Here is a 20,933-nt window from a genome sequence, read left to right as displayed (position 1 = left end):
AAGGATGGCCACCAGTCTCTTGTTGCTGCTGGACGACATCGCGACGGTGCTCGACGATGTCTCGGTGCTCACCAAGGTGGCGGCCAAGAAGACTGCGGGCGTCCTGGGCGACGACCTTGCGCTGAACGCGCAGCAGGTGGCCGGCGTCAGGGCCAACCGCGAGTTGCCGGTTGTCTGGGCGGTGTGCAAGGGGTCGTTCGTCAACAAGGCGATCCTCGTGCCCGCCGCGTTGCTGATCGGCACTTGGCTGCCCTGGCTGGTGACGCCGCTGCTGATGATCGGCGGCGCGTTCCTGTGCTTCGAAGGCTTCGAGAAGCTCGCGCACAAGTTCCTGCACAAGAAGGAAGACGCGGCCGAGACCGCGCGCCATGAAAAGCTCATCGCCGACGCGGCGGTCGACGTCGTCGCGGCCGAGAAGGCGAAGATCAAGGGTGCTGTTCGCACCGACTTCATCCTCTCTGCCGAAATCATCGCGATCACGCTCGGTACCGTGCAGGGCCAGCCCTTCATCACCCAGCTGACGGTGCTGACGGGCATCGCGATCGTCATGACCGTCGGCGTCTACGGACTCGTGGCGGGCATCGTGCGGCTCGACGACGCGGGGCTCTACCTGAGCAAGCGCGAAGAAGCGGCCTCGCGCGCCCTGGGCCGCGGTCTTCTCGCCGCCGCGCCCTGGTTGATGAAGACGCTCTCCGTCGCCGGAACGATCGCGATGTTTCTCGTGGGTGGCGGCATCCTTGTGCATGGTGTGCCGGCCCTGGCGCACGCACTGGAGGCCTGGTCCGCGAGTGCTGGTGGCGTGGCGGGCGGCGTCGTGTCGATGGGCGCCAATGCCGGCGTCGGCGTCATTGCCGGCGCCATCGTCCTCGCGGCGGTCGAAGGCGTGAAAAAGGCGCTCGGCAAGCGCTGATCCCTGCGGCTTGACGCCCCCGCGGCGCCTCGGCCGGCTTCAGCGTTTCTTGCCTTTTGCCCGCTGGACGAGGTCCACGACGACCAGCGCAATCCCCAGCACCACCGCAAACCAGCCGACCACATGGGCACCGCCGACGGTGTCGCGCCACGCGGGCGACTGAAGAAAGCTCGGTGCAATCAACACGGCGGCGCCGATGAGGATGCACATGACGCCGCGCTCGAGCATGCGCGGCGTTCGGGTGGGTCTGGATGCCATCGGCCGAGTTTACGGGCGTCTGGGGTGCCCCATTTCCGTGCGTTTTGTCGCGGATTAGCTGCCGTTGTCATCAGAAAAGGATGAAAAACTGTCACATTTCCGTCGCTTTTCTGCGATCTCGCACCAGTTCTGTGATTTCCTCCCAACAGTTATGAGTACCGAAGAATTACATTCGTAAGTATTCAATTCCGCCATCAGCGGATTCAAAAACTTTTGGAAGAGGAAGAGTCAGCGACATGAATCGAGTTTTCAGGGTTGTTTGGAACTCCTCGCGGCAGATCTGGGCCGTTGCGTCTGAATTGGCGTCTGGCGCCGGTAAGTCGTCGACCTCCGTGACTTCCGCTGCGAGCGCTCCCGCCCTGAAGGCCGCCGTCGCATCCACGCTGCTCGCCTTCGCGGGGATCGCCGCGGCAGACTGCACGACCAGCGGTACCGCCCCTGTCACCATCACCTGCGCGCCCACCAATCCGCTGACCGACCCGGTGACCCCCACCCAGCAGACGACCATTGGAAACGGTTCCACCACCGCGTCAGGCACGTCGGTCAATGTGCTGCCAGGTGTGCTCATCAGCACTGGCGCACTCACCGCCATCAGCACGGGCGACAACGCCAACATCCGGATTCAAAGCGGCGCGACCGTCCAGAACAGTGCGACGAGCGACAGCGGGGGCAAGTACAGCGCCGGCGCCAACACCATCGAGTTCCGCGACGGCAACACGCTGACGATCGAGCAGGGTGCGCAGGTCCTGGCGAACGGAACGGCGGGCACCGCGGAAGCGATCAATCCCCAAGGGTCAAACAACACGATCATCAACAACGGCACCATCCAATCGCAGGGCGGCGGCTCAGCGATCTGGTACCAGTCGTCTGCCGGTTCCAACACCATCGTGAACGGCACGACCGGCGTGATCCAGTACAAGACCACCACGACGGGCAACATCATGGGTGTGGCCGGCACCATGGCGATCAATTTCACCAACAAGGGCCAGGTCCTCGGCTCGCTGACCTTCGCCGACGGCAACGACACGCTGAACCTCTACGATGGCCAGAAGATCACCGGTTCGATCAATGGCGGCGGCGGCAACAATCTGTTGACGCTGAACGGTACGGGCGCCGGCACCTTCAATCAACCGATCTCCGGCTTCCAGTCGCTGGTGAAGAACGACAGCGGCAACTGGACGATCGGCAACTCGCTGCAAACCTCGGGCATCACCAGCACACGCGTCGCCGGCGGCACGCTGATCCTGGGCGCGAGTCAGATCAACTACACAGGGAGCACGACGGTCGACGCAGCCGGCACCCTGCAGACGACCGCCGAGTTCGCGCCGCCCGCCATCGCCGACAACGGCCTGGTGCGCTTTGCGCAGCCGACCGACGCGACCTACTCGGGGCTGCTGAGCGGCACCGGCGCCGTCGAGAAGACTGGCCTCGGAACACTGACGCTCGACAAGAGCAACACCTATTCCGGCGGGACGATCATTTCCGGCGGCACCTTACAGATCAGCACCGACGCCAACCTCGGTGCGTCGACCGGCGGGCTGACCTTCAACGGCGGCACGCTGAAATTCGGTCCCCCTCCCATTCCCCCTGCCACCATCACCATCAGCTCCTCGCGAGCCATCACCATGGCTGGTGCCGGCACTATCGACGTGGCCGACACCAGCGGCAACACCTTGAGCGGGAGCCTGAGCGGCAGCGGGACTTTGTCGCTGATCAACAGTGCCGCGTTCGACTACAACTACAGCCTCACTCGGCTGACGCTGAGCAGCAACAACAACAGCGCATTCACGGGCTCGACGCAACTCGGCTTGCCCGGCCCCGCCGATGCGACGGCAGGTCGAATCAACGTCTCGGTGACCGGCACCGGCACCCTGGGCACGAGCGGCAACGCCGTCGACATCTACAACAACAGCGAACTCGACTTCGACGGCGCCAACGCCAACGCGGGCAACCTGAAGATCACGACCCACGTCAGCACCAACTCGCTCGGAACGAACTCCGGAGTGACCTTCGCGAATCATGCGAGCGCAGGATCCGCCACGCTGACCAACGAGGCCGAGGGCAGCCTGATCGAGTTCCAGGCAACCACAACGGCGGCGAATTCGATGATCAACAACGGCAGCGGCGCGCGCGTCTACTTCGAAGGAGACAGTTCGGGCGGCAACGCCACGATCAACAACGCCGGCGGTCGCGTCTACCTGCAGGGTCAAGCGGACCTGAGCGGGGTCAGGCTCGCCAATGGCGCCGGCGGGTACGTGTTCATCAACGGCGCGGACGACGGCATCTCGATCGGTGAGCTTTCGGGCGACGGCAGCGTGGTGCTCGGCAAGAAGACGCTGACTGTCGGCGCGCTCGGCACCAGCAGCACCATCGGCGGCGTGATCTCCGACACCGGGCCCGGATTCCTCGCTTTGAACGGCCTCGTCTACAACGACCCCGTCACGGACACCGGCGGCGCACTCGTCAAGACTGGCGCAGGCACGCTCACGCTCACCGGCAACAACACCTATACCGGCGGCACGACCATATCGGCCGGTACGCTGCAGCTGGGCAATGGCGGCATGACGGGCTCCATCGTCGGCGACGTGGTCGACAACGGCACGCTGGCCTTCAATCGTTCCGATGCGGTCACCTTCGATGGCGTGGTCTCCGGCACGGGCGCGGTCACGCAGATCGGCACCGGCACCACGATCCTGACCAGCAACAACACCTACACGGGCGGCACGACCATCTCGGCCGGTACGCTGAAGGCTGGCGCGGCCAACGCCTTCAGCGGCGCGTCCGCGCACACGGTGGCGGCAGGCGCCACGCTGGATACGGCTGGTTTCAGCCAGAGCGTTGCATCGCTGAAGAACGCAGGTACCGTGAGCCTGCTGGGCACGGCACCCGGAAGCACGTTGACGGTGAATGGTGCCTATGTGGGCAACAACGGCGTGCTGAACCTCGGCACGGTGCTGGGTGGCAGCAGCAGCCTGAGCGATCGCCTGGTGCTGAATGGCCCGACAGCCAGCGCGAGCGGCAACACCACCATCCGCGTCACGAACCTGGGCGGCCTCGGCGCGCAGACCACCGGCAACGGCATCGAACTGGTCAGCGCACTCAACGGCGCAACGACGACGGCGCAGACCACGCGCGATGCCTTCACGCTGGCCAACGGACACGTCGACGCGGGCGCGTTCGAATATCGCCTGTATGCGGCCGACGCGCAGCACGCCGGCGAGAACTGGTACCTGCGTTCCGAGACAACGCTGAAGCCGACGGACCCGGCGCCGCCCACTGTGACACCCGACGCCTCCAAACCCCCGGCGTCGGAAGACCAGCAGGTCCCGCCAGCGCCGCAAGCGCCGCAGGTGCCGCAGGTTCCCCCGGTGACCGTGCCGACCTACCGCGCCGAGGTGCCGCTTTTCGCCGCCTTGCCGGCACAGTTGCGTCAGTCCGACTTGGCCATGCTTGGCAACCTCCATCGCCGTGTGGGCGATGAAAACGCGCCGGCCACCGGCGATCGCCAGGCATGGGCCCGCGCCGTCTACACCGACCTCGATATTCGCCAGAACGGCATCGCCGCCGCGCAGAGCGAAGGTCATGTGAGCGGCCTGCAGGCGGGCACCGATCTGCTGGCCGGGGGCAATTGGCGCGCCGGCCTGTATGTGGGCCAACTGGATGGCGGCGCCGACCTGAGCGGCAATGCCCGTGGCACCATCGGCCGCGTCGGCAGCAACGACCTGCAATCGCGCTACCTCGGCGGCTACGCGACATGGATGGATGGCAGTGGCCTTTATGCCGACGCCGTGCTCCAGGGCGGCAGCCATCGCTACACGGTTCGTCCGGACTTGAACCTGGGCGCGTCGGGCAAGGCCGACAGCACCACGGCATCGATCGAGACCGGCAAGTCCTTCCCGCTCGCCGAAGGCTGGAGCATCGAGCCGCAGGCCCAGATCGCCTATCAGCACGGCCGATTCGACGACACCCTGATCAGCGGCGCCGTCGTCCGCCAGGACGCCGACAGCGGCTGGATCGGCCGCCTCGGCGTGCGCGTCAAGGGTGACATCGCGACCAGTGCCGGCCGTCTCCAGCCCTATGGCCGGGTGAACGTGTACCACGCAACCTCCGGCACCGACGTCGCGACCTTCGTCGGCCCGGCGGCGAGCACGTCGATCGCCAGCGCGACCGGCTATACCTCGACCGAAGTGGCAGCCGGCGCGACGCTCGCCTTGACGCCCAGCACCACGCTGTACGGTGAAGTCGGCCAGCTCTTCAGTTCCGGCGGCGATGCCAGGGTGAAGTCCTCCGTGCAGGGCTCGGCGGGTGTGCGACTGAGCTGGTAAGCCGCACCGGCATCGCGCGGGGCGGACAGGGCATCCGGACCGCTCGGGGCTTTCGGTTCAAATACGGGCCCGGCTGTCGATTTGCGGCGGCCGGGCCCTCCAGCTTTTGCCAGACCGAGAACCATGGAATTTCTTCGCCCTCGCATCCTCTTGTCGTCCGCGCGCGTCATTGCGCCGCTGTTGCTTTTCTTCGCCGCGTCGGCCGCGGTCTCCCAGCCGGATGCAAGCCAGTTCCCGACCGCGGCGATGGGCTTCCTGAACGAAGAACTCCCCAAGATGGATGCCGCCGTCGCGGAGCGCGACCGGGACTATTTCGAGAATGCCATGGGCCGCATGCTCGATTTCTCCGAAAGCTGGGGCTTCAAGACACAGGACAACCCTGCGCTCGCGCGCTACTCGATGTGTACCGAGGTCGTGTCGGATTTCCTGGCGGTGGGCATGTGCCGCATCATGACCACCGCCGACGCCTGCGAGCCTGGATTGGCGCAGCGCTTCGATGCCAACCTGAAGAAGTGCCGCGACCTGGCGGCACGGCGCTGACAGCTTGGTCGATCCTTAGGCAGCCTTGAGGCCCTGCACCGTCTGCAGCAGCACCACGCGCGTCTGTCCGAGGATCATCCCTTTCCACTCGTCGTTGTCGCAGTAGAAAGCGTCGCGCAGTTCCTGGCGGATCGTGCGGTGCTGTTCCGCCGGGGCTTCGGGATGACGGCGCAGCCAGGTATCGGCGCGCAGACGGGTCATGACTTCCTGGTCGGGGAGGGTGCCGAACTCCAGTCCCATCAGCGCGGCGCTGGCCTGCGGGCATTCGTCGTACACCGTCGACACCACCGGACCCGAGACATCCGCCGAGGCCGACTGGCCCTCGAAAGGCGCGAACACATCGGCTCCCCACCAGGCGCGGGCCTGTACGAGGTCCGCGGCGGCGTTGCGACCGGCATAGATCTTCTCGCCGTGTCCGTAGGGGCCGAGGCCTGTGTGGACGTCGATCCATCCGATGTGCGTGGCCGACGCGCCGTACTTGCGCAGGATGCCGCGCATCGTGCGGTTGCTCCACGACGGCGCGGTGCCGCCATAGAACACGCCATGGGGCGAGGTGTACTGCCCCGCCGAGACGGCCGTGCGGAAGGCCCACATGCCGTGCTTCTCGACGTAGGCCGCCATCGCCACGTTGTCGGCGGCGGTAGGCGGCCAGGTGGCCGGCAACACGAAGGGCTCGACGTCCGCATAGGCCGCATTCACCGGAAGCGGCGCGTTGAAGTCAATGTGGTTGCGGTTCAGGTCGATGTTGTCTTCATTCGTGCGGTGCAGGTGCGAGAAGCCGTGCGGATTCACCGCGTGCACCATCAGCAGCCCGATGCCGGCCTGTTCGATGCGCGTGAGCAGGTCGGCATCGTTCAGCGTCGCGACCTGGCAGCCCGAGCCGCAGAAGCCCTCCGGGCCGTGCGTGCCGGAGCTGACGATCAGCAGCTTGGTGGCGCCGGGCTTGCCGAGCCAGGCCACGTCGGTGGCGAGCGTCTCGCCGAGCGCGCCGCGATGCTCCGGCAGTTCGAACGATTCGATGGTTGCGCCGCGCTGTGCGGCAGCATCGAGGTATTTGCGCCGCGCTTCGGCGTAGGTGCCCGAGAAATGGCGGGTGGCAGCACTGTTGTACATCGTCGTGAGTCCTTGAGAAGAGGTCTTGTGCATCTTGTGGATCAGGCAGGTTGATGGGCACCGGCCGCATCGATGTCCTTGCCGGTGAAGTCCTTCATCCACAGCAAGCCGATCAACGACACCAGCGAAACCACCAGCAGGTACCACGCGGGCGCCAGCTTGTTGCCTGTGGCGTTCAGGAGCCACGCGCTGATGAAGGGCGAGAAGCCGCCGAAGAGCGCCACACCCACGCTGTAGACCAGCGACATGCCGCTGGCCCGCACGCGTTTCGGAAACATCTCGGGCAGCATCGTGATGCCGGGCACGGTCTGGACCGCCAGCGCGGCGCTCAGCACGCCGACCACGATGAACAGCACGGTCGGCGTCGGCGAGGCGTTGAGCCACAGGAAGCCGGGGTAGATCAGCACCGCGACTGCAACGCGGCTCCAGACGATCAGCGGCTTTCGCCCGAAGCGATCGGACCAGCGACCCACCAGCGGCGCGAGCCCGAACGACAGCAACCCCGTGAGTGCGGCGCCGAAGAGCGCCACCGGTGGTGCCATTCCCAATTCGCGAATCGCATACGTCGGCATGTAGAAGGTGATGACGTAGGCCGCCGCAGTGCCGCCGATCACGGTCAGGATCGCTGCAAGCACGGTCTTGCCGTGTTCGCCGCACACCTCTGCCAGGCTGCTGCGCCGCGGTGGCGCATTGGCAGGCTCTTCGGCGATGTCCAGCGATTCTTCGAGATGCTGGCGGATGTACATCCCGACCGGCGCGATCAGCATGCCCATGAAGAAGGGCACGCGCCAGCCCCAGCTTTCCATGGCCTGCGGCGACAGCGTTGCCGAAAGCACGCCGACCACCACCGCGCCGAGCAGGATGCCCAGGCCTTGGCTCGCGAACTGCCAGCTCGCCATGTAGCCACGATTGGCCGGTGTCGCGTGTTCCACCAGCAGCGTGGTGGACGCGCCGACCTCGCCGCCGGCCGAGAAGCCCTGGATGAGCCGCGCCAGCACGATCAGCAGCGGCGCCGCCACGCCGATCTGCACGTAGGTGGGAGCGAAGGCGATCATGGCGCAGCCCAGCGCCATCATGAAGATCGTCAGCGTCATCGCCTTCTTGCGCCCGGCGCGGTCGGCGTAGGCGCCGATCACGATGCCGCCCAGCGGCCGCATGATGAAGCCGACCCCGAAACTCGCCACCGTCAGCAGCAGTTGGCCGTAGGAATTGAAGGTGGGAAAGAAGAGTTTGCCGATCACGAGGGCCAGGAAGCCATACACGGTGAAATCGAAGAACTCCAGTGCATTGCCGATGGTGGTGGCAACGATGGTCCGGCGCCGGCTCATTGGGGTACCTTCGCGCAGCGGCGCTTCGGTATTCGCCTTCGGAGCGGCCGGGCGGCTCATGGGTGCGCGGCTTGAAGCGGTGGTCATGGGTGTTGAGGTGTGATGTGGTGATGTGGTTATCGCGCCGGCGATGCTAGGGGATCAGTGATGATCGTGAAAAGACAATAATTGGGCTTCAACGATAACTTTTGGTTTTCATATGAAGCCGAACCAGCTTCTGGCCTTCGTGGCGGTGGCCGAGCAGATGAGCATTCGCGGCGCCGCCCGGGTCCTGGGGATCTCGCAGCCTGCCGTGACAAAGATCGTGCGCGAGCTGGAGCGTGCGGTCGGCGCGCCGCTGGTCGCGCGCAGCGTCAAGGGCGTGGAGCTCACCACCTACGGCGAGGCCTTCGCGCCGCGCGCGCGCCTGCTGCTGGCGGACATGCGTCGCGCACGCGACGAAATCGCCCAGATCCGCGACGGCGCGACCGGCAAGATCTCGGTGGCGGTGAGCACGTCGGCCGCGATCACCGTGCTCCCGTCGGCGTTCAAGGAATTCCACACGCGCTTGCCGGCGGTCGATGTGCACTTCAGCGAAGCCGTGCTGACCTGGATGCTTTCGCGCATGCGCAACGGCAGCCTCGATTTCGCCGTGGCGCACGTGACGCCGGAGACGCTCGATGCCGAGTTCGAGGCCATCGAGTTGTTTCAGGTGCAACTGACCGTCGGAATGCGCACCGGCCATCCGATGCGCCACTGCCGCTCGCTGCGCGAACTGCACGCCGCCGAGTGGGTGCTGCCCGGCGAAAGCGAACTGGGCCGCGAGTCCGTGGCACCGCTGTTTTCTCCGATGGGGCTGACGCCGCCGGCCCGCGTGATCTTTGGCGAATCGGTCACCGTTGCGCTGGGATTGGTGGGGGAGATGGACCTGGTGGGACTCTTCGTCGAGCCGCTGGTCGACTTGTCGTTCAAGCGCTACGGCATACGGCGCGTCGACGTGAAAGAGCACGTGCCGGCACTCAGCATGTGCGTGATCAAGCGCCGCGATCAGCGCCTGGGGCCCGCGGCCCAGCAGTTCGTGGAATGCATCCAGCGCGCCGCCGCGCAGCGACGAACCTGGCCGGCATTTCTGCGGTAACTTCGGGGCCATGTCACTTCCTCCCATCGAAATCGAAACCGGCCCGAATCCGACGGCCACCGTCCTCCTCATGCACGGCCTCGGCGCCGACGGCAATGATTTCGTGCCGATCTGCAACGAGATGGACCTCTCGGCGGTCGGTCCGGTGCGCTTCGTGTTCCCGAATGCACCGGTCATGCCGGTCACCATCAACGGCGGCTACCGCATGCCCGCCTGGTACGACATCCTCGGCCCCGGGCAGCCTGAAGACGAAGCCGGCCTGCGCCGCTCGCAGGCCGCGATCGAAGCGCTGATCGCCAACGAAAAGGCGCGAGGCATTCCTTTCCAACGCATCGTGGTTGCCGGCTTCTCGCAGGGCTGCGCGATGACCTTCATGACCGCTTTGCGATATCCGGAGCGTCTGGCCGGCATCGTCGGCCTCTCGGGCTATCTCCCGCTCGCCGGCACCGTCGCCGCCGAGCGCCATCCGGCCAACCAGAAAACGCCGATCTTCCAGGCCCACGGCCTGCGCGACGGGGTGATCCCCATCGCCCGCGCAGTTGCCAGCCGCGACGCGCTTTCGGCGCTGGGCTACGACGTGGAATGGCACGAATACCCCATGGAACATTCCGTCTGCATGGAGGAAATCGCCGACCTCAACCGCTACCTGCTGCGCGTCCTGGCCTGAAGTCGAAAGGCCGCTTTTCAGGCCCCCTGCGCGTCTTTCAAGGTTCTGCTACCTTCCAGCCCCACGAAGAACGACGAGCCATATCGATATGAGCAATTTGAAGGAGCGCCTCGACGCGCTCTCGGCTGCACGGCTGAGGGGCGTGCGGCGGGGGATCGAAAAGGAAAGCCTGCGCGCGCAGCCCGACGGCAAGCTCGCGCTGACGCCGCATCCGGTGGCATTGGGCTCCGCGCTCACGCATCCGCACATCACGACCGATTTCAGCGAATCCCAACTCGAACTCATCACCGGCGCGCACAAGGACGTCCAAGCCGCGCTCGAAGAACTCGTACAGGTGCACCAGTTCACCTACCGCGTGCTGGCCGAAGCCGGCGACGAGCGTCTCTGGGTCTCCAGCATGCCCTGCGGCCTGCCGACGGACGAGACCATCCCGATCGGGCGCTATGGCGCCTCGAACGTCGGTCGCGCCAAGAGCGTCTACCGGATGGGCCTGAGCCACCGCTATGGCCGGCGCATGCAGACCATTTCGGGCATTCACTACAACTGGTCGCTGCCCGACGTGTCGAGCGAGCAGTACTTCGCGCTGATTCGCAACTTCCGGCGTCATGCGTTCCTGCTGCTCTACCTGTTCGGTGCGTCGCCGGCGCTGTGCTCGAGCTTCGTCGACGGCCGGCCGCACGAACTGCAGCCGCTGGGCGAGGGCAGCGTGCACATGCCTTACGGCACCTCGCTGCGGATGGGGCGCCTGGGCTACCAGAGCGAGGCTCAAGCGTCACTCGCGGTGAGCTACAACAGCCTCGATGGCTACGGCGCGTCGCTGCAGGATGCGCTGACGCGCCCGTGGCCCGCCTACGAGGCCATCGGCATTCGCAACCTCGGCGGCGACTACAACCAGCTCGCCACGAGCCTGCTGCAGATCGAGAACGAGTTCTACGGCACCATCCGCCCCAAGCGCGTGATCTACCCCGGCGAACGGCCGCTGCACGCGCTGCGCGAGCGCGGCGTCGAATACGTCGAAGTCCGCCTGATGGATCTCGACCCGTTCGAGCCGGTCGGCATCAATGCGCAAACCATGCGCTTTCTCGATGTGTTCCTGTTGCACTGCCTGCTGACCGACAGCCCGCCCGACACGAAGCAGGAAATCGGCGATCTCGCGCACAACCAGCATCTGACGGCCGCTCGCGGACGCGAACCCGGCCTGCAACTGCAGCGTGGCAACACGCAGATCGCGCTCACCAAATGGGGCGCCGAGCTGCTGCGGGAATTCGAGCCGATCGCCGACGCACTGGACGCTGCGCATGGCGGCTCGAAGCATGCCGAAGCCGTGCGCGCGGCCGGGGCTGCCCTGAGCGACCCGGCGATCCTGCCGTCGGCGCGCGTGCTGGCGGCAATGAAATCGCACAACGATTCCTTCGTCGCCTTCGTGCGCGCGCAGTCCGAGACAACCCGCGAGACCTTGCTGGCACTGCCATTCTCGGCCGAACAGCGCGCGGAATTCGAGCACATGACACAGACATCGATCGACGCGCAGAAACGCATCGAAGCCGCAGACACCATGCCGTTCGAGATCTACCGCGAGCAGTACGTCTCGCCGGCCCGCCTGGGCTTCAAGAATCATTGGGCGGAGACTCCGGCAGGGCCGGTGAGCCAGCGCGCGGCACTCTGAGGCGCCGGCCGGGTAGGTTCCAGCCTACCCGGATTGGCCCCCCGGACTCACGAGGGCGTCACGATTGTTGGAGATGATGGCATCAAGGGCGCACGCCCTGCATTCAGCCTGACTGCCATCGTTCCATGACCTTCAAGACCTACCTGGTTGAAGACAATCCCATCATCCGTGACAACCTCGCTGGATTCCTGGAGGACATCACCGATGCGGTCGTGGTCGCGCACGCCACCGGCGAGGACGAAGCCGTCGCGTGGCTGCGAGGGCATCACGATGACTGGGACGTCGCCATCGTCGACCTCTTCCTCGCACAGGGCAACGGTCTCGGCGTGGTCGATGCGTGCCGCAAGCGCTCGGCGCATCAGAAGATCGTCGTCCTCAGCAACTACGCGACGCCGGACATGCGAGCGCGCTCCAGAGCCATGGGCGCCGACGCTTTCTTCGACAAGTCCGCCGAGATCGATCAACTGCTGGACTACTGCGAGCGCCTGAGCAAGAAGTAGCCCTCGTGCCGAAAGGTGGGCACGCTGCTATCGTCCAGCCTTCATGACCCATTCCTACCGCCGGATCGTTCCGGTGATCGTCGCCTCGCCGCTTTTCCTCCAGAACCTCGATACCTCCGTGATGGCGACCGCGCTGCCCAGCATCGCGCGTGCGCTCGATGTCAGCGTCCTGCACCTCAATCTCGCGATTACCTCGTATCTGCTGAGCATCGCGGTGTTTCTTCCGGTGAGCGGCTGGCTTTCGGAGCGGATCGGTCCCAGGCGCGTCTTCATAGCCGCGGTGGCCATGTTTTCCCTCGGCTCGACGCTCTGCGGCGCCGCGTACTCGCTGCCGCAACTGGTGGCGTTTCGCGTGCTGCAGGGTCTCGGCGGCGCGATGATGCTGCCGGTGGGCCGGTTGATCCTGTTGCGCAGCGTTCCGCCGGAGCAGATGGTTTCGGCGATGGTCTGGTTCACCGTGCCGCCGGCCGTCGGTCGGCTGGCCGGTCCCTTGTTCGGCGGGTTGATCGTCACGCTGGTCTCGTGGCGCTGGATCTTCCTCATCAACATTCCCTTCGGCCTGCTGGCCATCGCCGGCGCGCTGCGGTGGATCGACGATCTGCCGGAGGACAGCACGCCCACGCCGTTCGATGCGGACGGCTTTGTCATGCTGGCGCTCGGCCTCACCGCCTTGCTCGGCAGCCTGGAAATGGGCGGCAAAGCGCTGCTGCCCGCCACCGCGATCTGGGCGATGGCAGCCGTTGGCGTGTTCGCCGTGCTGGCCTATCACTGGCGCAGCCGACGCAAGTCCCACCCGCTGATCGACCTCGGGATCCTCCGGCATCCGACCTATCGCGCCTCGGTGATCGGCGGCACGCCGCTGCGCATTGCGATCGGCGCATCGCCATTCCTGCTGCCGCTCATGCTTCAACTGGGCTTCGGTCTTTCGCCGCTGACATCGGGCAGTCTGACGATGGCGACCGCCATCGGCTCGCTGGCCACGCGCACGGTGATGGCGCGTGCCATCCGCGCCCTTGGTTTTCGCACGCTGCTGATCGGCGCCACCTGCCTGACGAGCCTTTTCTATTTCAGCTGCGGCTTCTTCCGCCCGAGCACGCCGCATGCCGCCATCTTCGTCACGCTGCTGTTCGGCGGCCTGGTCAATTCCATGGCGATGGTCTCACTGCAGACGCTCGGCTTCTCGGAGATCCCCAAGCCCCGCATGAGCCATGCCGCGACGCTCAACAGCATGGCGCAACAGTTGTCGCTGACCCTGGGCGTGACGCTGGCCGCCACGCTGGTTTCGCTCGCCGCGCGGTTCCACGGCAACCCTGCGGATCGCCTCACGACCGATGACTTCCTGCCCGCCTTCGGCGTGATCGGCGCGATGACGCTGCTGTCGCTGTTGTCGTTTCGCAAGCTTTCGAAGGATGAGGGGGCGGGCCTGCGCCTGGCCCCGGGCGAGCGCAAAGGGTAGGGCACTGGCACGCCGGGGACGGGAGCGAGCCTGCTTTTCGGGTAAAAAGCGTCGCGTCAACGACTCCTACGAAAGCATTCCGGAATGAGCAATCTCGATTTCAAGGGCCGCGTGGCCATCGTCACCGGCGCGGGCAACGGCCTGGGCCGCCAGCATGCGCTGGGCCTTGCCGCGCGCGGCGCCAAGGTTCTGGTCAACGACCTGGGCGGCGCGCGCGACGGCTCCGGCGGCTCGGTGAGCGCGGCGCAGGCGGTGGTCGACGAGATCAAGGCCGCGGGCGGCGAGGCGATCGCCAATGGCGCCTCCGTCACTGACTTCGAGGCCGTGCAGGCCATGGTGCGGCAGGCCGTCGATGCCTGGGGCCGCGTCGACATCCTGGTGAACAACGCCGGCATCCTGCGCGACAAGAGCTTCGCCAAGATGGAACTGGCCGACTTTCGCCTCGTCATGGACGTTCACCTGATGGGCGCCGTCCACTGCACCAAGGCCGTCTGGGCGCTCATGAACGAGCAGAAATACGGCCGCATCGTGATGACCACCTCGTCCTCCGGCCTCTACGGCAATTTTGGCCAGAGCAACTACGGCGCCGCCAAGCTCGCGCTGGTCGGCCTCATGCAGACGCTGAGCATCGAAGGCGCCAAGAACGACATCCGCGTGAACTGCCTGGCACCGACGGCGGCCACGCGCATGACCGAAGACCTGATGTCCGAGGAAGTCCTCAACGCGCTCAAGCCCGAAGCCGTGGTGCCGGCGATGCTGGTGCTGGCCTCGCAGGACGCGCCGAACCGTGCCATCCTTTGCGCGGGTGCCGGTGTCTTCGAAGCTGCGCACATCACCCTGACGCAGGGCACCTGGATCGGGCTCGACGCCGATGCGCCGGAGCAGCTTGCCGCACGTCTCGCCGAAGTGACCGACCGCAATGGCGAGATCGTGCCTCAAAGCGGCGCGGCGCAGGGCTCCAACGAGGTGGGCAAGGCCATGGCGAACGCGCGCCGGCACTGACAATCAAGCTTCCGCCCCGGGAGCGGCTTGCAAGGAGAAAGGCATGATCGACGAATCGACACTTGACCCTTTGCCGTTGCCCGCGGGCATCCGTTCGCGCTTCGTCGACAACAGCAACGGCCTCTCGATGCACGTGCTGGAGGCCGGCTTCGAGTCGCCCGACCGGCCGTGCGTGTTGTTGCTCCACGGTTTCCCCGAGCTGGCCTACAGCTGGCGCAAGGTGATGCTGCCGCTTGCCGAGGCCGGCTTTCACGTGGTGGCGCCCGACCAGCGCGGCTACGGGCGCACCACTGGCTGGCAGCAGGGCTTCGAGGCCGATCTCGATGAGTTCCGGATGCTCAATCTCGTGCGCGACGCATGGGGCCTGGTCGCCGCCGTGGGCCATCGCACCGTCGCCGCGGTGGTCGGCCATGACTTCGGTTCACCGGTGGCCGCGTGGTGCGCGCTGGTACGGCCCGACGTGTTCCGTTCGGTCGTCCTGATGAGCGCGCCCTTCGGCGGCGCGCCTGCGATTCCCTTCGATTCGGCCGCCTCCGCGGCGCCGCCTTCCGGCCTCGCGGGCATCGCCACGCTCCACGACGGACTTGCCGCGCTTTCGCCGCCGCGCAAGCACTACCAGTGGTACTACTCGACGCCCGAAGCCGACGGCGATATGGGGCGTGCACCGCAGGGCCTGAACGCATTCCTGCGGGCCTACTACCACGTCAAGAGCGCGGACTGGCCTGCCAACAAGCCGTTTCGCCTGGAGTCGCTCACCGCCGACGAATTGGGGAAGCTGCCCACTTACTACGTGATGGAAGCGGACAAGAGCATGGCGGAAACGGTGGCCGCCGAGATGCCGACGGCCGAGCAGATCGCGGCCTGTCGCTGGCTTCCCGACGACGAACTCGCGGTATACGCCGGCGAATACGCCCGCATCGGGTTCCAGGGCGGATTGCAGTGGTATCGCTGCGCCACCGGCGGGCGATACACGGCGGAACTCCAGATCTGGTCGGGCCGCACGATCGACGTGCCCTCGTGCTTCATTGCGGGCCGGCGCGACTGGGGCATCTACCAGAAGCCTGGCGACTTCGAGGCGATGGAGGCCAGCGTCTGCACGCACTTGACCGGCGTCCACATCGTCGGCGGCGCGGGCCACTGGGTCCAGCAGGAACAACCCGAGGAAGTGACTCGACTTCTTCTTGCGTTCCTGCGACGCTAGCCGCGCGGGCCTTCAGCCTTCAGGGCGCGGGCGCCCTCATCCCACGGACACTGAAGCAGTCAATGGGCCGCTGGAACCCCTTCAGGCTGAGCGCCTGGGGCGGCTCCACTTCCAGCAGCGATTCCAGCTGCGCGAAGACCTTCCGCGAAATCAGGATCTGGTTGGCCTCCGCCTCGCCGCACAGCCTCGCAGCAAGATTGGTGACGGTGCCGATCGCACCGTAGTCCCAGCGACCTTCGAAGCCGATGGCGCCGATCGTGGCAAATCCTTGGGCGATGCCGATGCCCAGGCCGAGCGAATAGCCGCGACGCACCCACGCTTCGGCGATCGAGCCCACCCGTTCGCGGATGGCCAACGACATCCGTACCGCGCGCTCCGCCGCATCGGGAATCGGCACCGGGTCGTTGAAGAACACCATCATCCCGTCGCCCGTGAAGCGCTCGAGCGTGCCTTCATGCGCGAGGATCAGTTCGCCGGTCGCTGCGTGGTACTGGCGCAGCACGCCCATGACGTCTTCAGGCTCCGCGCTCTCCGCGAAGGCCGTGAAGCCGCGCAGATCCAGGAACACCACGGTGATCTCGCGCCGATGGCTTTGCAAAGGGTCTTCGGCGTCGCCGCTGACGATGAGGTCTGCCAGTTGCGGCGAGAAGAAGCGTCGCAGCCGGCCGACGCGTTCGAGTTCGCTGACCTGGGTCGCGACGCGGCGCTCGAGTGAAGCGTTCCAGTCTTTCACCTCTGCCACCAGCGATTCGACCTGGTCGTGCAGCCGCTTGATTCGCAGCATCGAGCGCACCCGAGCGGCGAGCGCGGCGTGGTCCACCGGCTTCGTGAGGTACTCGTCGCCGCCGGCCTCCAGCCCCGCGATGACGTCCTTCAGGTCGGCCATGGCCGTCACCATGATGATCGGCGTGAAGGGAAAGTCCGGGTCTGCGCGCAGGCGGCGGCAAACCTCCAGGCCGTCCAGCTTGGGCATCATCACGTCGAGCAGGATGAGGTCGGGGGCAAGTTCGCGTGCCGCCTGCAGGCCCTCCAGCCCGTCGGCGGCCGAGACCACTTCATAGCCTTCGCTGGCCAGGCGGGTCTGCAGAATCTTGACGTTGGTCGCGTTGTCGTCGACGATGAGGATGCGTGGGGGGGTTCTCACCGTCAATTCTCCCGAGGCAAAAAATGTAGCGGCTTCGTGGTGGATCCACAAGGCAAGGCTGCGGGGCCCGGCGAGGAGGGTCGCCATCAAACTCGAACAGCTTGTAACGCGGGTGTTGAAACAGTCACCTTTTGCCGGGCTGGTGCAAGGGGTCGCGCGCGTTCGTGCCTCCGTGCACACCAAGCTGCTGCTGGCGTTCCTGATCATCACGCTCCTGTTCATCGCGATGGCGGTGGCCAGCCTGCTCATCCTCGTGAACACCACCGAGCAGAGTCGTCTGCTCGACCAGGCGCATGAACGGGTGAGCTGGGCGCAGGAGAGCCAGCATGCGCTGGACCGTCAGATGCACTTCACGGCGCTGGCGCTGCTGTCGAAGGACGAGGCCGCCATCGAGCGTGTCCTGCGCGAGAACAACCGCTTCAACGAAACGCTGGCCAAGCTGGATACGGCCGCCGCCGGGCAGAAGGACCTGATCGACCAGATCCGCGCTTCGCAGGACGACGCCATGGGCGTGGTGGCCGACATTGCCAACGCGATCCGCGACGGCAAGCTCGGGGACGTCACCGCCGATCTGCTGCGGCGCGAGGAAGTGCTCGACAACCAGATCGCGTCGCGCATGGGGCAGCTCGTCCAGGTCGAGCAAAGCCGGATGGCCCAGCTTCGCGACAGCGTCGGCGCGGCCAACCGCCGATCGCTGATCCTCACGTCCGTCTTCGCGGTGAGCGCAGTCTTGCTCGCGTGGCTGTGCGGGTTCGTGATCTCGTGGTCCTTCATCCTCCCGGTGCGCGCGGCGGGTGTTTTCATGGACGATGTCGCAGCCGGAAACTTCGGGCGCAGAATCTCGGTCCCCAACCGTGACGAGTTCGGAGTGCTCGCCGACCGGATGAACCACATGAGCGAGCAACTGAATCGTTTCGACGAATCCCAGCGGCAGGCGGCCGCGAAGCTCGTGGATCTCAATGAGCAGCTCTCGCGCGCGAGCAAGGCCAAGTCCGAGTTCCTGGCCAACATGAGCCACGAACTGCGCACGCCGATGAACGCGATCCTCGGCTTCAGCGAAATGATGATCGACGGAATCTACGGCGACATTCCGCCCGATCTGAAGGAGCCGCTCACGGACATCCAGGTCAACGGCCGCAACCTGCTGCGACTGATCAACGAGGTGCTCGACCTGTCCAAGATCGAGGCCGGGCGCATGGAACTGGCGCTCAACGACTATGCGGTCAGCGATGTGGTCAATACCGTGCGATCGTCCCTGCGCTCCATCGCCGCGGAGAAGGGGCTCGACTTCACCGCGCACGTGCCCGAGGATCTGCCCGTGGCCTACGGCGACAGCGGCCGGCTCGCGCAGTGCCTGACCAACCTGGCCGGCAATGCACTGAAGTTCACGCGGCAGGGTCGGGTCGACATCGCCGTCAAGCTGGAGAGCGACGAACTGATCTACAGCGTCTCGGACACCGGCATCGGCATCGCGCAGGGCGACCTCGACAACATCTTCACGGAGTTTCGCCAGGTCGATACGACCATCACGCGCGAATTCGGCGGCACGGGGCTCGGGCTCAGCATCTCGAAGAAGTTCGTCGAGAGGCTCGGCGGGCGCATCTGGGTCGAAAGCGAACTGGGGAAGGGCTCCACCTTCCTGTTTTCCGTGCCGTTGCGCGCGGGCGAAAGAAATGAATGAGCCGCTGGGCCGCTCCCGAGGCGAATACCGCAGTGCGTAGCACGGAGGTTGGCTTATGACCGAGCGAAAGATCCTCTACGTCGAGGACAACGAATACAACCGCAAGATCGTCCGGCAGTTGCTCAAGCGCTCTGCCTGTCGGCTGATCGAGGCGGCCGACGGCGAGACCGGCGTCGCGCTGGCGCAGCAGGAGTTGCCCGATCTCATCCTGATGGACGTGCAGCTTCCGAAGTTGTCCGGGCTCGACGCCACGCGGCTGCTCACCACCGAGGCGGCGACGCGCCACATTCCGATCATCGTGATCACCTCGTATGCCTTGAGCGGCGACCGCGAGAAGGCGCTGCAGGCTGGTGCCGCCAGCTACCTTGCCAAGCCCTACAGCCCGAGCGAACTGCTCGCGATGGTCAAGCAGTTTCTCCCCGACATCTGAGCATCCAAACGAGGGGGTTTCATGACGACGACCGTTCGAAAAGCGCAGCATCTCGCCATCGTCGCGACGGGCCTGGCCATGGGCTTCGGCGCTCTCGGGGTGCGCGCGGAGGAAGAGCAGGCCCAGCAATTCACGCCGGAGTTCCGCGAAGTTCACAAAAGCTTCGACGCCAAGCACACACCCAAGATCACCGCGCCGGCCAGCGTGCGCCGCGGCGAATGGTTCAACGTGACGATCAGCGTCGGTGCCGATTCACAGCATCCGTCGCTCCAGGAGCATTTCGTGCGCTACATCGCGCTCTACAAGGACTCGGTGGAGATCGCGCGTGCCTACCTGCATCCGGTCTATTCGTCGCCGACCGTGACGTTCACGATCGCGCTCGACGAAGGCGGCTCGCTCCGGGCCGTCGAAGAGCCGACGCACTCTGCGGCCTGGGAGACAACGAAGAAGATCACCGTTGTTCCTTGATGGCGTCAGCGGGGCTTCAGTTCGACCGTGAGTTGCGCGGGCTGCTGATCGCTCACGGTGACGGTCGCCGGCACCGTGCCCAGGCGTTCATGCCATACCTGCAGCTTGTATTGGCCAGGCGGAAGATTGTCGAACGCGAACGTGCCGTCGGCGCCGGTGACCGCATAGAAGCGGTGCGCTGCAACGACCACCCAGGCCGTCATCCAGGCATGCAGGTCGCAATTGATGCGCACGATCTCGGGCTCGGCGAAGGTGATCGGAATCGTCCGGCCCATCGGCTGCGTGCGGTTGAAGGAGACGTTGGCCTTCGGGGTGGCATGGATGTTGTGGAGCAGCCGGTCGCTGTTGAGGAAGTCCACCGTCCCGCCGGCCGGAACCACGACAACCCTCGGGATGAACGCGCATCCCTTCTGGTCGACCTCGACCTTCTGGCTCGCCGGCGGCGTGGCACCGGCGGGCGCGTTCTCGATCCAGACGACGGCGTTGCGGATCTCGCGGTTCGGCGAAACCTGCAGGTCGTCGGCGGGCTTTTCAGTGCCGCACAAGTACTGGTCGATCGTGACGGGCACCTTGGCCGGCGCCGGGGCAGGGCCGCCAAAGACGACCTTGCCCTTCACGCTGCCCGCAAGGCTGTGGCCGGACAGACCGCACGCCAGAAGCAGCGACGCCAGGAGGCCGAGGGCCCGCACACGGTTCAAGGGGCATTCTCCTCGGCATCGGGCGCATCGGCGCCGGTGCGGATGGACTCACGGTGGCGGTGGTTGTAGAGGCGGCCGAGGACGCTCTCGATGGAGCGCTTCAGCTTGTCGGACGCGCCGCGAAACGCTTCGTCGAGATTCGGTGCGTGCTGGGTGACGGCCAGCGGCTGATGATGGGCGAGCCGGGCCTCCATGACACATCGCTTGGCGCCGCCGCTGCTGGCATCGTGGTTCTCGTCGCTGAGATGGATTTCGACGCGCGTGACGTCTTCGATGAAGCGGCTCAGGCTCTGCCGTATCTGGCCGTCGGCCCAACGTTCCAGCGCGTCCTTGTTCTCGATGCCGTTGCTCGTTCTGACCTGAATCTGCATGCTGATCCCTTTCGCGCCTGATGGACGAGCCTCTAGCATGCGGGCAGTTGGCCCTGCG

At 65.9% G+C, this 20,933-nt stretch carries 19 protein-coding genes; 13 read left to right on the top strand and 6 right to left on the bottom strand.

All coding sequences use genetic code 11. The features are described from left to right. Positions 1-4 precede the first annotated feature (4 nt). Entirely contained in the window at positions 5-910 is a 906-nt protein-coding gene (locus tag AC1DHL_RS22945; protein WP_478163476.1) for a DUF808 domain-containing protein, read from the top strand. 39 nt (positions 911-949) lie between these two features. On the opposite strand, the gene AC1DHL_RS22940 is transcribed toward AC1DHL_RS22945, so the two are convergent. Beyond that, on the bottom strand, positions 950-1,168 hold the full coding sequence (locus AC1DHL_RS22940) for a hypothetical protein (RefSeq protein ID WP_478101025.1): 219 nt from the start codon (positions 1,166-1,168) through the stop codon (positions 950-952). 236 nt (positions 1,169-1,404) lie between these two features. On the opposite strand from AC1DHL_RS22940, the gene AC1DHL_RS22935 reads away from it, so the two are divergent. Together AC1DHL_RS22935 and AC1DHL_RS22930 are read left to right on the top strand one after the other, a co-directional pair. Then, entirely contained in the window at positions 1,405-5,493 is a 4,089-nt protein-coding gene (locus AC1DHL_RS22935; protein WP_478163475.1) for an autotransporter outer membrane beta-barrel domain-containing protein, read from the top strand. 123 nt (positions 5,494-5,616) lie between these two features. Then, positions 5,617-6,033, top strand: coding sequence for a hypothetical protein (locus AC1DHL_RS22930; RefSeq protein WP_478163474.1), 417 nt, complete (start codon positions 5,617-5,619; stop codon positions 6,031-6,033). Positions 6,034-6,048: 15 nt separating this feature from the next. Here AC1DHL_RS22930 and AC1DHL_RS22925 read toward each other — a convergent pair whose 3' ends face one another. Together AC1DHL_RS22925 and AC1DHL_RS22920 are read right to left on the bottom strand one after the other, a co-directional pair. Continuing rightward, positions 6,049-7,146, bottom strand: a complete 1,098-nt coding sequence (locus AC1DHL_RS22925; protein ID WP_478163473.1) for a M14 family metallopeptidase — start codon at positions 7,144-7,146, stop codon at positions 6,049-6,051. 41 nt (positions 7,147-7,187) lie between these two features. Beyond that, positions 7,188-8,474: an MFS transporter gene (locus tag AC1DHL_RS22920; protein ID WP_478101132.1), complete on the bottom strand. Its 1,287-nt coding sequence runs from the start codon at positions 8,472-8,474 to the stop codon at positions 7,188-7,190. 199 nt (positions 8,475-8,673) lie between these two features. Between AC1DHL_RS22920 and AC1DHL_RS22915 the strand changes: the two genes are divergently transcribed. The 7 genes from AC1DHL_RS22915 to AC1DHL_RS22885 all read left to right on the top strand — a co-directional run bounded on the left by AC1DHL_RS22915 (position 8,674) and on the right by AC1DHL_RS22885 (position 16,083). Continuing rightward, positions 8,674-9,591, top strand: coding sequence for a LysR substrate-binding domain-containing protein (locus tag AC1DHL_RS22915; RefSeq protein ID WP_478163472.1), 918 nt, complete (start codon positions 8,674-8,676; stop codon positions 9,589-9,591). Between the two features lie 10 nt (positions 9,592-9,601). Continuing rightward, a complete protein-coding gene (locus AC1DHL_RS22910; protein ID WP_478163471.1) occupies positions 9,602-10,258 on the top strand; it encodes an alpha/beta hydrolase in 657 nt (218 codons plus the stop codon). An 88-nt stretch (positions 10,259-10,346) separates the two neighbouring features. Beyond that, positions 10,347-11,924, top strand: coding sequence for a glutamate--cysteine ligase (gene gshA / locus AC1DHL_RS22905; RefSeq protein ID WP_478163470.1), 1,578 nt, complete (start codon positions 10,347-10,349; stop codon positions 11,922-11,924). A gap of 125 nt (positions 11,925-12,049) precedes the next feature. Then, positions 12,050-12,424, top strand: coding sequence for a response regulator (locus AC1DHL_RS22900; protein WP_478101035.1), 375 nt, complete (start codon positions 12,050-12,052; stop codon positions 12,422-12,424). Positions 12,425-12,467: 43 nt separating this feature from the next. Continuing rightward, entirely contained in the window at positions 12,468-13,880 is a 1,413-nt protein-coding gene (locus AC1DHL_RS22895) for an MFS transporter (protein WP_478101037.1), read from the top strand. An 84-nt stretch (positions 13,881-13,964) separates the two neighbouring features. Continuing rightward, complete coding sequence (locus AC1DHL_RS22890) at positions 13,965-14,882, top strand: SDR family NAD(P)-dependent oxidoreductase (RefSeq protein WP_478101043.1); 918 nt, start codon at positions 13,965-13,967, stop codon at positions 14,880-14,882. 43 nt (positions 14,883-14,925) lie between these two features. After that, positions 14,926-16,083 (top strand): alpha/beta fold hydrolase, encoded by a 1,158-nt coding sequence (locus AC1DHL_RS22885; RefSeq protein WP_478163469.1) that lies wholly within the window; start codon positions 14,926-14,928, stop codon positions 16,081-16,083. A 19-nt stretch (positions 16,084-16,102) separates the two neighbouring features. On the opposite strand, the gene AC1DHL_RS22880 is transcribed toward AC1DHL_RS22885, so the two are convergent. Next, positions 16,103-17,227, bottom strand: a complete 1,125-nt coding sequence (locus AC1DHL_RS22880) for an adenylate/guanylate cyclase domain-containing protein (protein WP_478163468.1) — start codon at positions 17,225-17,227, stop codon at positions 16,103-16,105. Between the two features lie 115 nt (positions 17,228-17,342). Between AC1DHL_RS22880 and AC1DHL_RS22875 the strand changes: the two genes are divergently transcribed. The 3 genes from AC1DHL_RS22875 to AC1DHL_RS22865 are packed head-to-tail and all read left to right on the top strand — an operon-like array spanning position 17,343 to position 19,806. Further along, the gene (locus AC1DHL_RS22875; RefSeq protein WP_478163467.1) at positions 17,343-18,908 is read left to right on the top strand and encodes a sensor histidine kinase; all 1,566 of its coding nucleotides are present in this window, start codon (positions 17,343-17,345) and stop codon (positions 18,906-18,908) included. Positions 18,909-18,963: 55 nt separating this feature from the next. Next, complete coding sequence (locus tag AC1DHL_RS22870; protein WP_478101051.1) at positions 18,964-19,338, top strand: response regulator; 375 nt, start codon at positions 18,964-18,966, stop codon at positions 19,336-19,338. A 21-nt stretch (positions 19,339-19,359) separates the two neighbouring features. Beyond that, entirely contained in the window at positions 19,360-19,806 is a 447-nt protein-coding gene (locus AC1DHL_RS22865) for a desulfoferrodoxin family protein (protein WP_478101053.1), read from the top strand. A 5-nt stretch (positions 19,807-19,811) separates the two neighbouring features. Here AC1DHL_RS22865 and AC1DHL_RS22860 read toward each other — a convergent pair whose 3' ends face one another. Both AC1DHL_RS22860 and AC1DHL_RS22855 read right to left on the bottom strand, forming a co-directional pair. Then, positions 19,812-20,495, bottom strand: a complete 684-nt coding sequence (locus tag AC1DHL_RS22860; RefSeq protein WP_478163530.1) for a carboxypeptidase regulatory-like domain-containing protein — start codon at positions 20,493-20,495, stop codon at positions 19,812-19,814. Between the two features lie 5 nt (positions 20,496-20,500). After that, complete coding sequence (locus tag AC1DHL_RS22855; protein WP_478101135.1) at positions 20,501-20,875, bottom strand: HPF/RaiA family ribosome-associated protein; 375 nt, start codon at positions 20,873-20,875, stop codon at positions 20,501-20,503. Positions 20,876-20,933: the final 58 nt, after the last annotated feature.

The organism is Variovorax sp. 10L426, from assembly GCF_056395305.1.
Note: the sequence above shows the minus strand (reverse complement) of the source record. Positions and strands in the feature narration are given on the sequence as shown.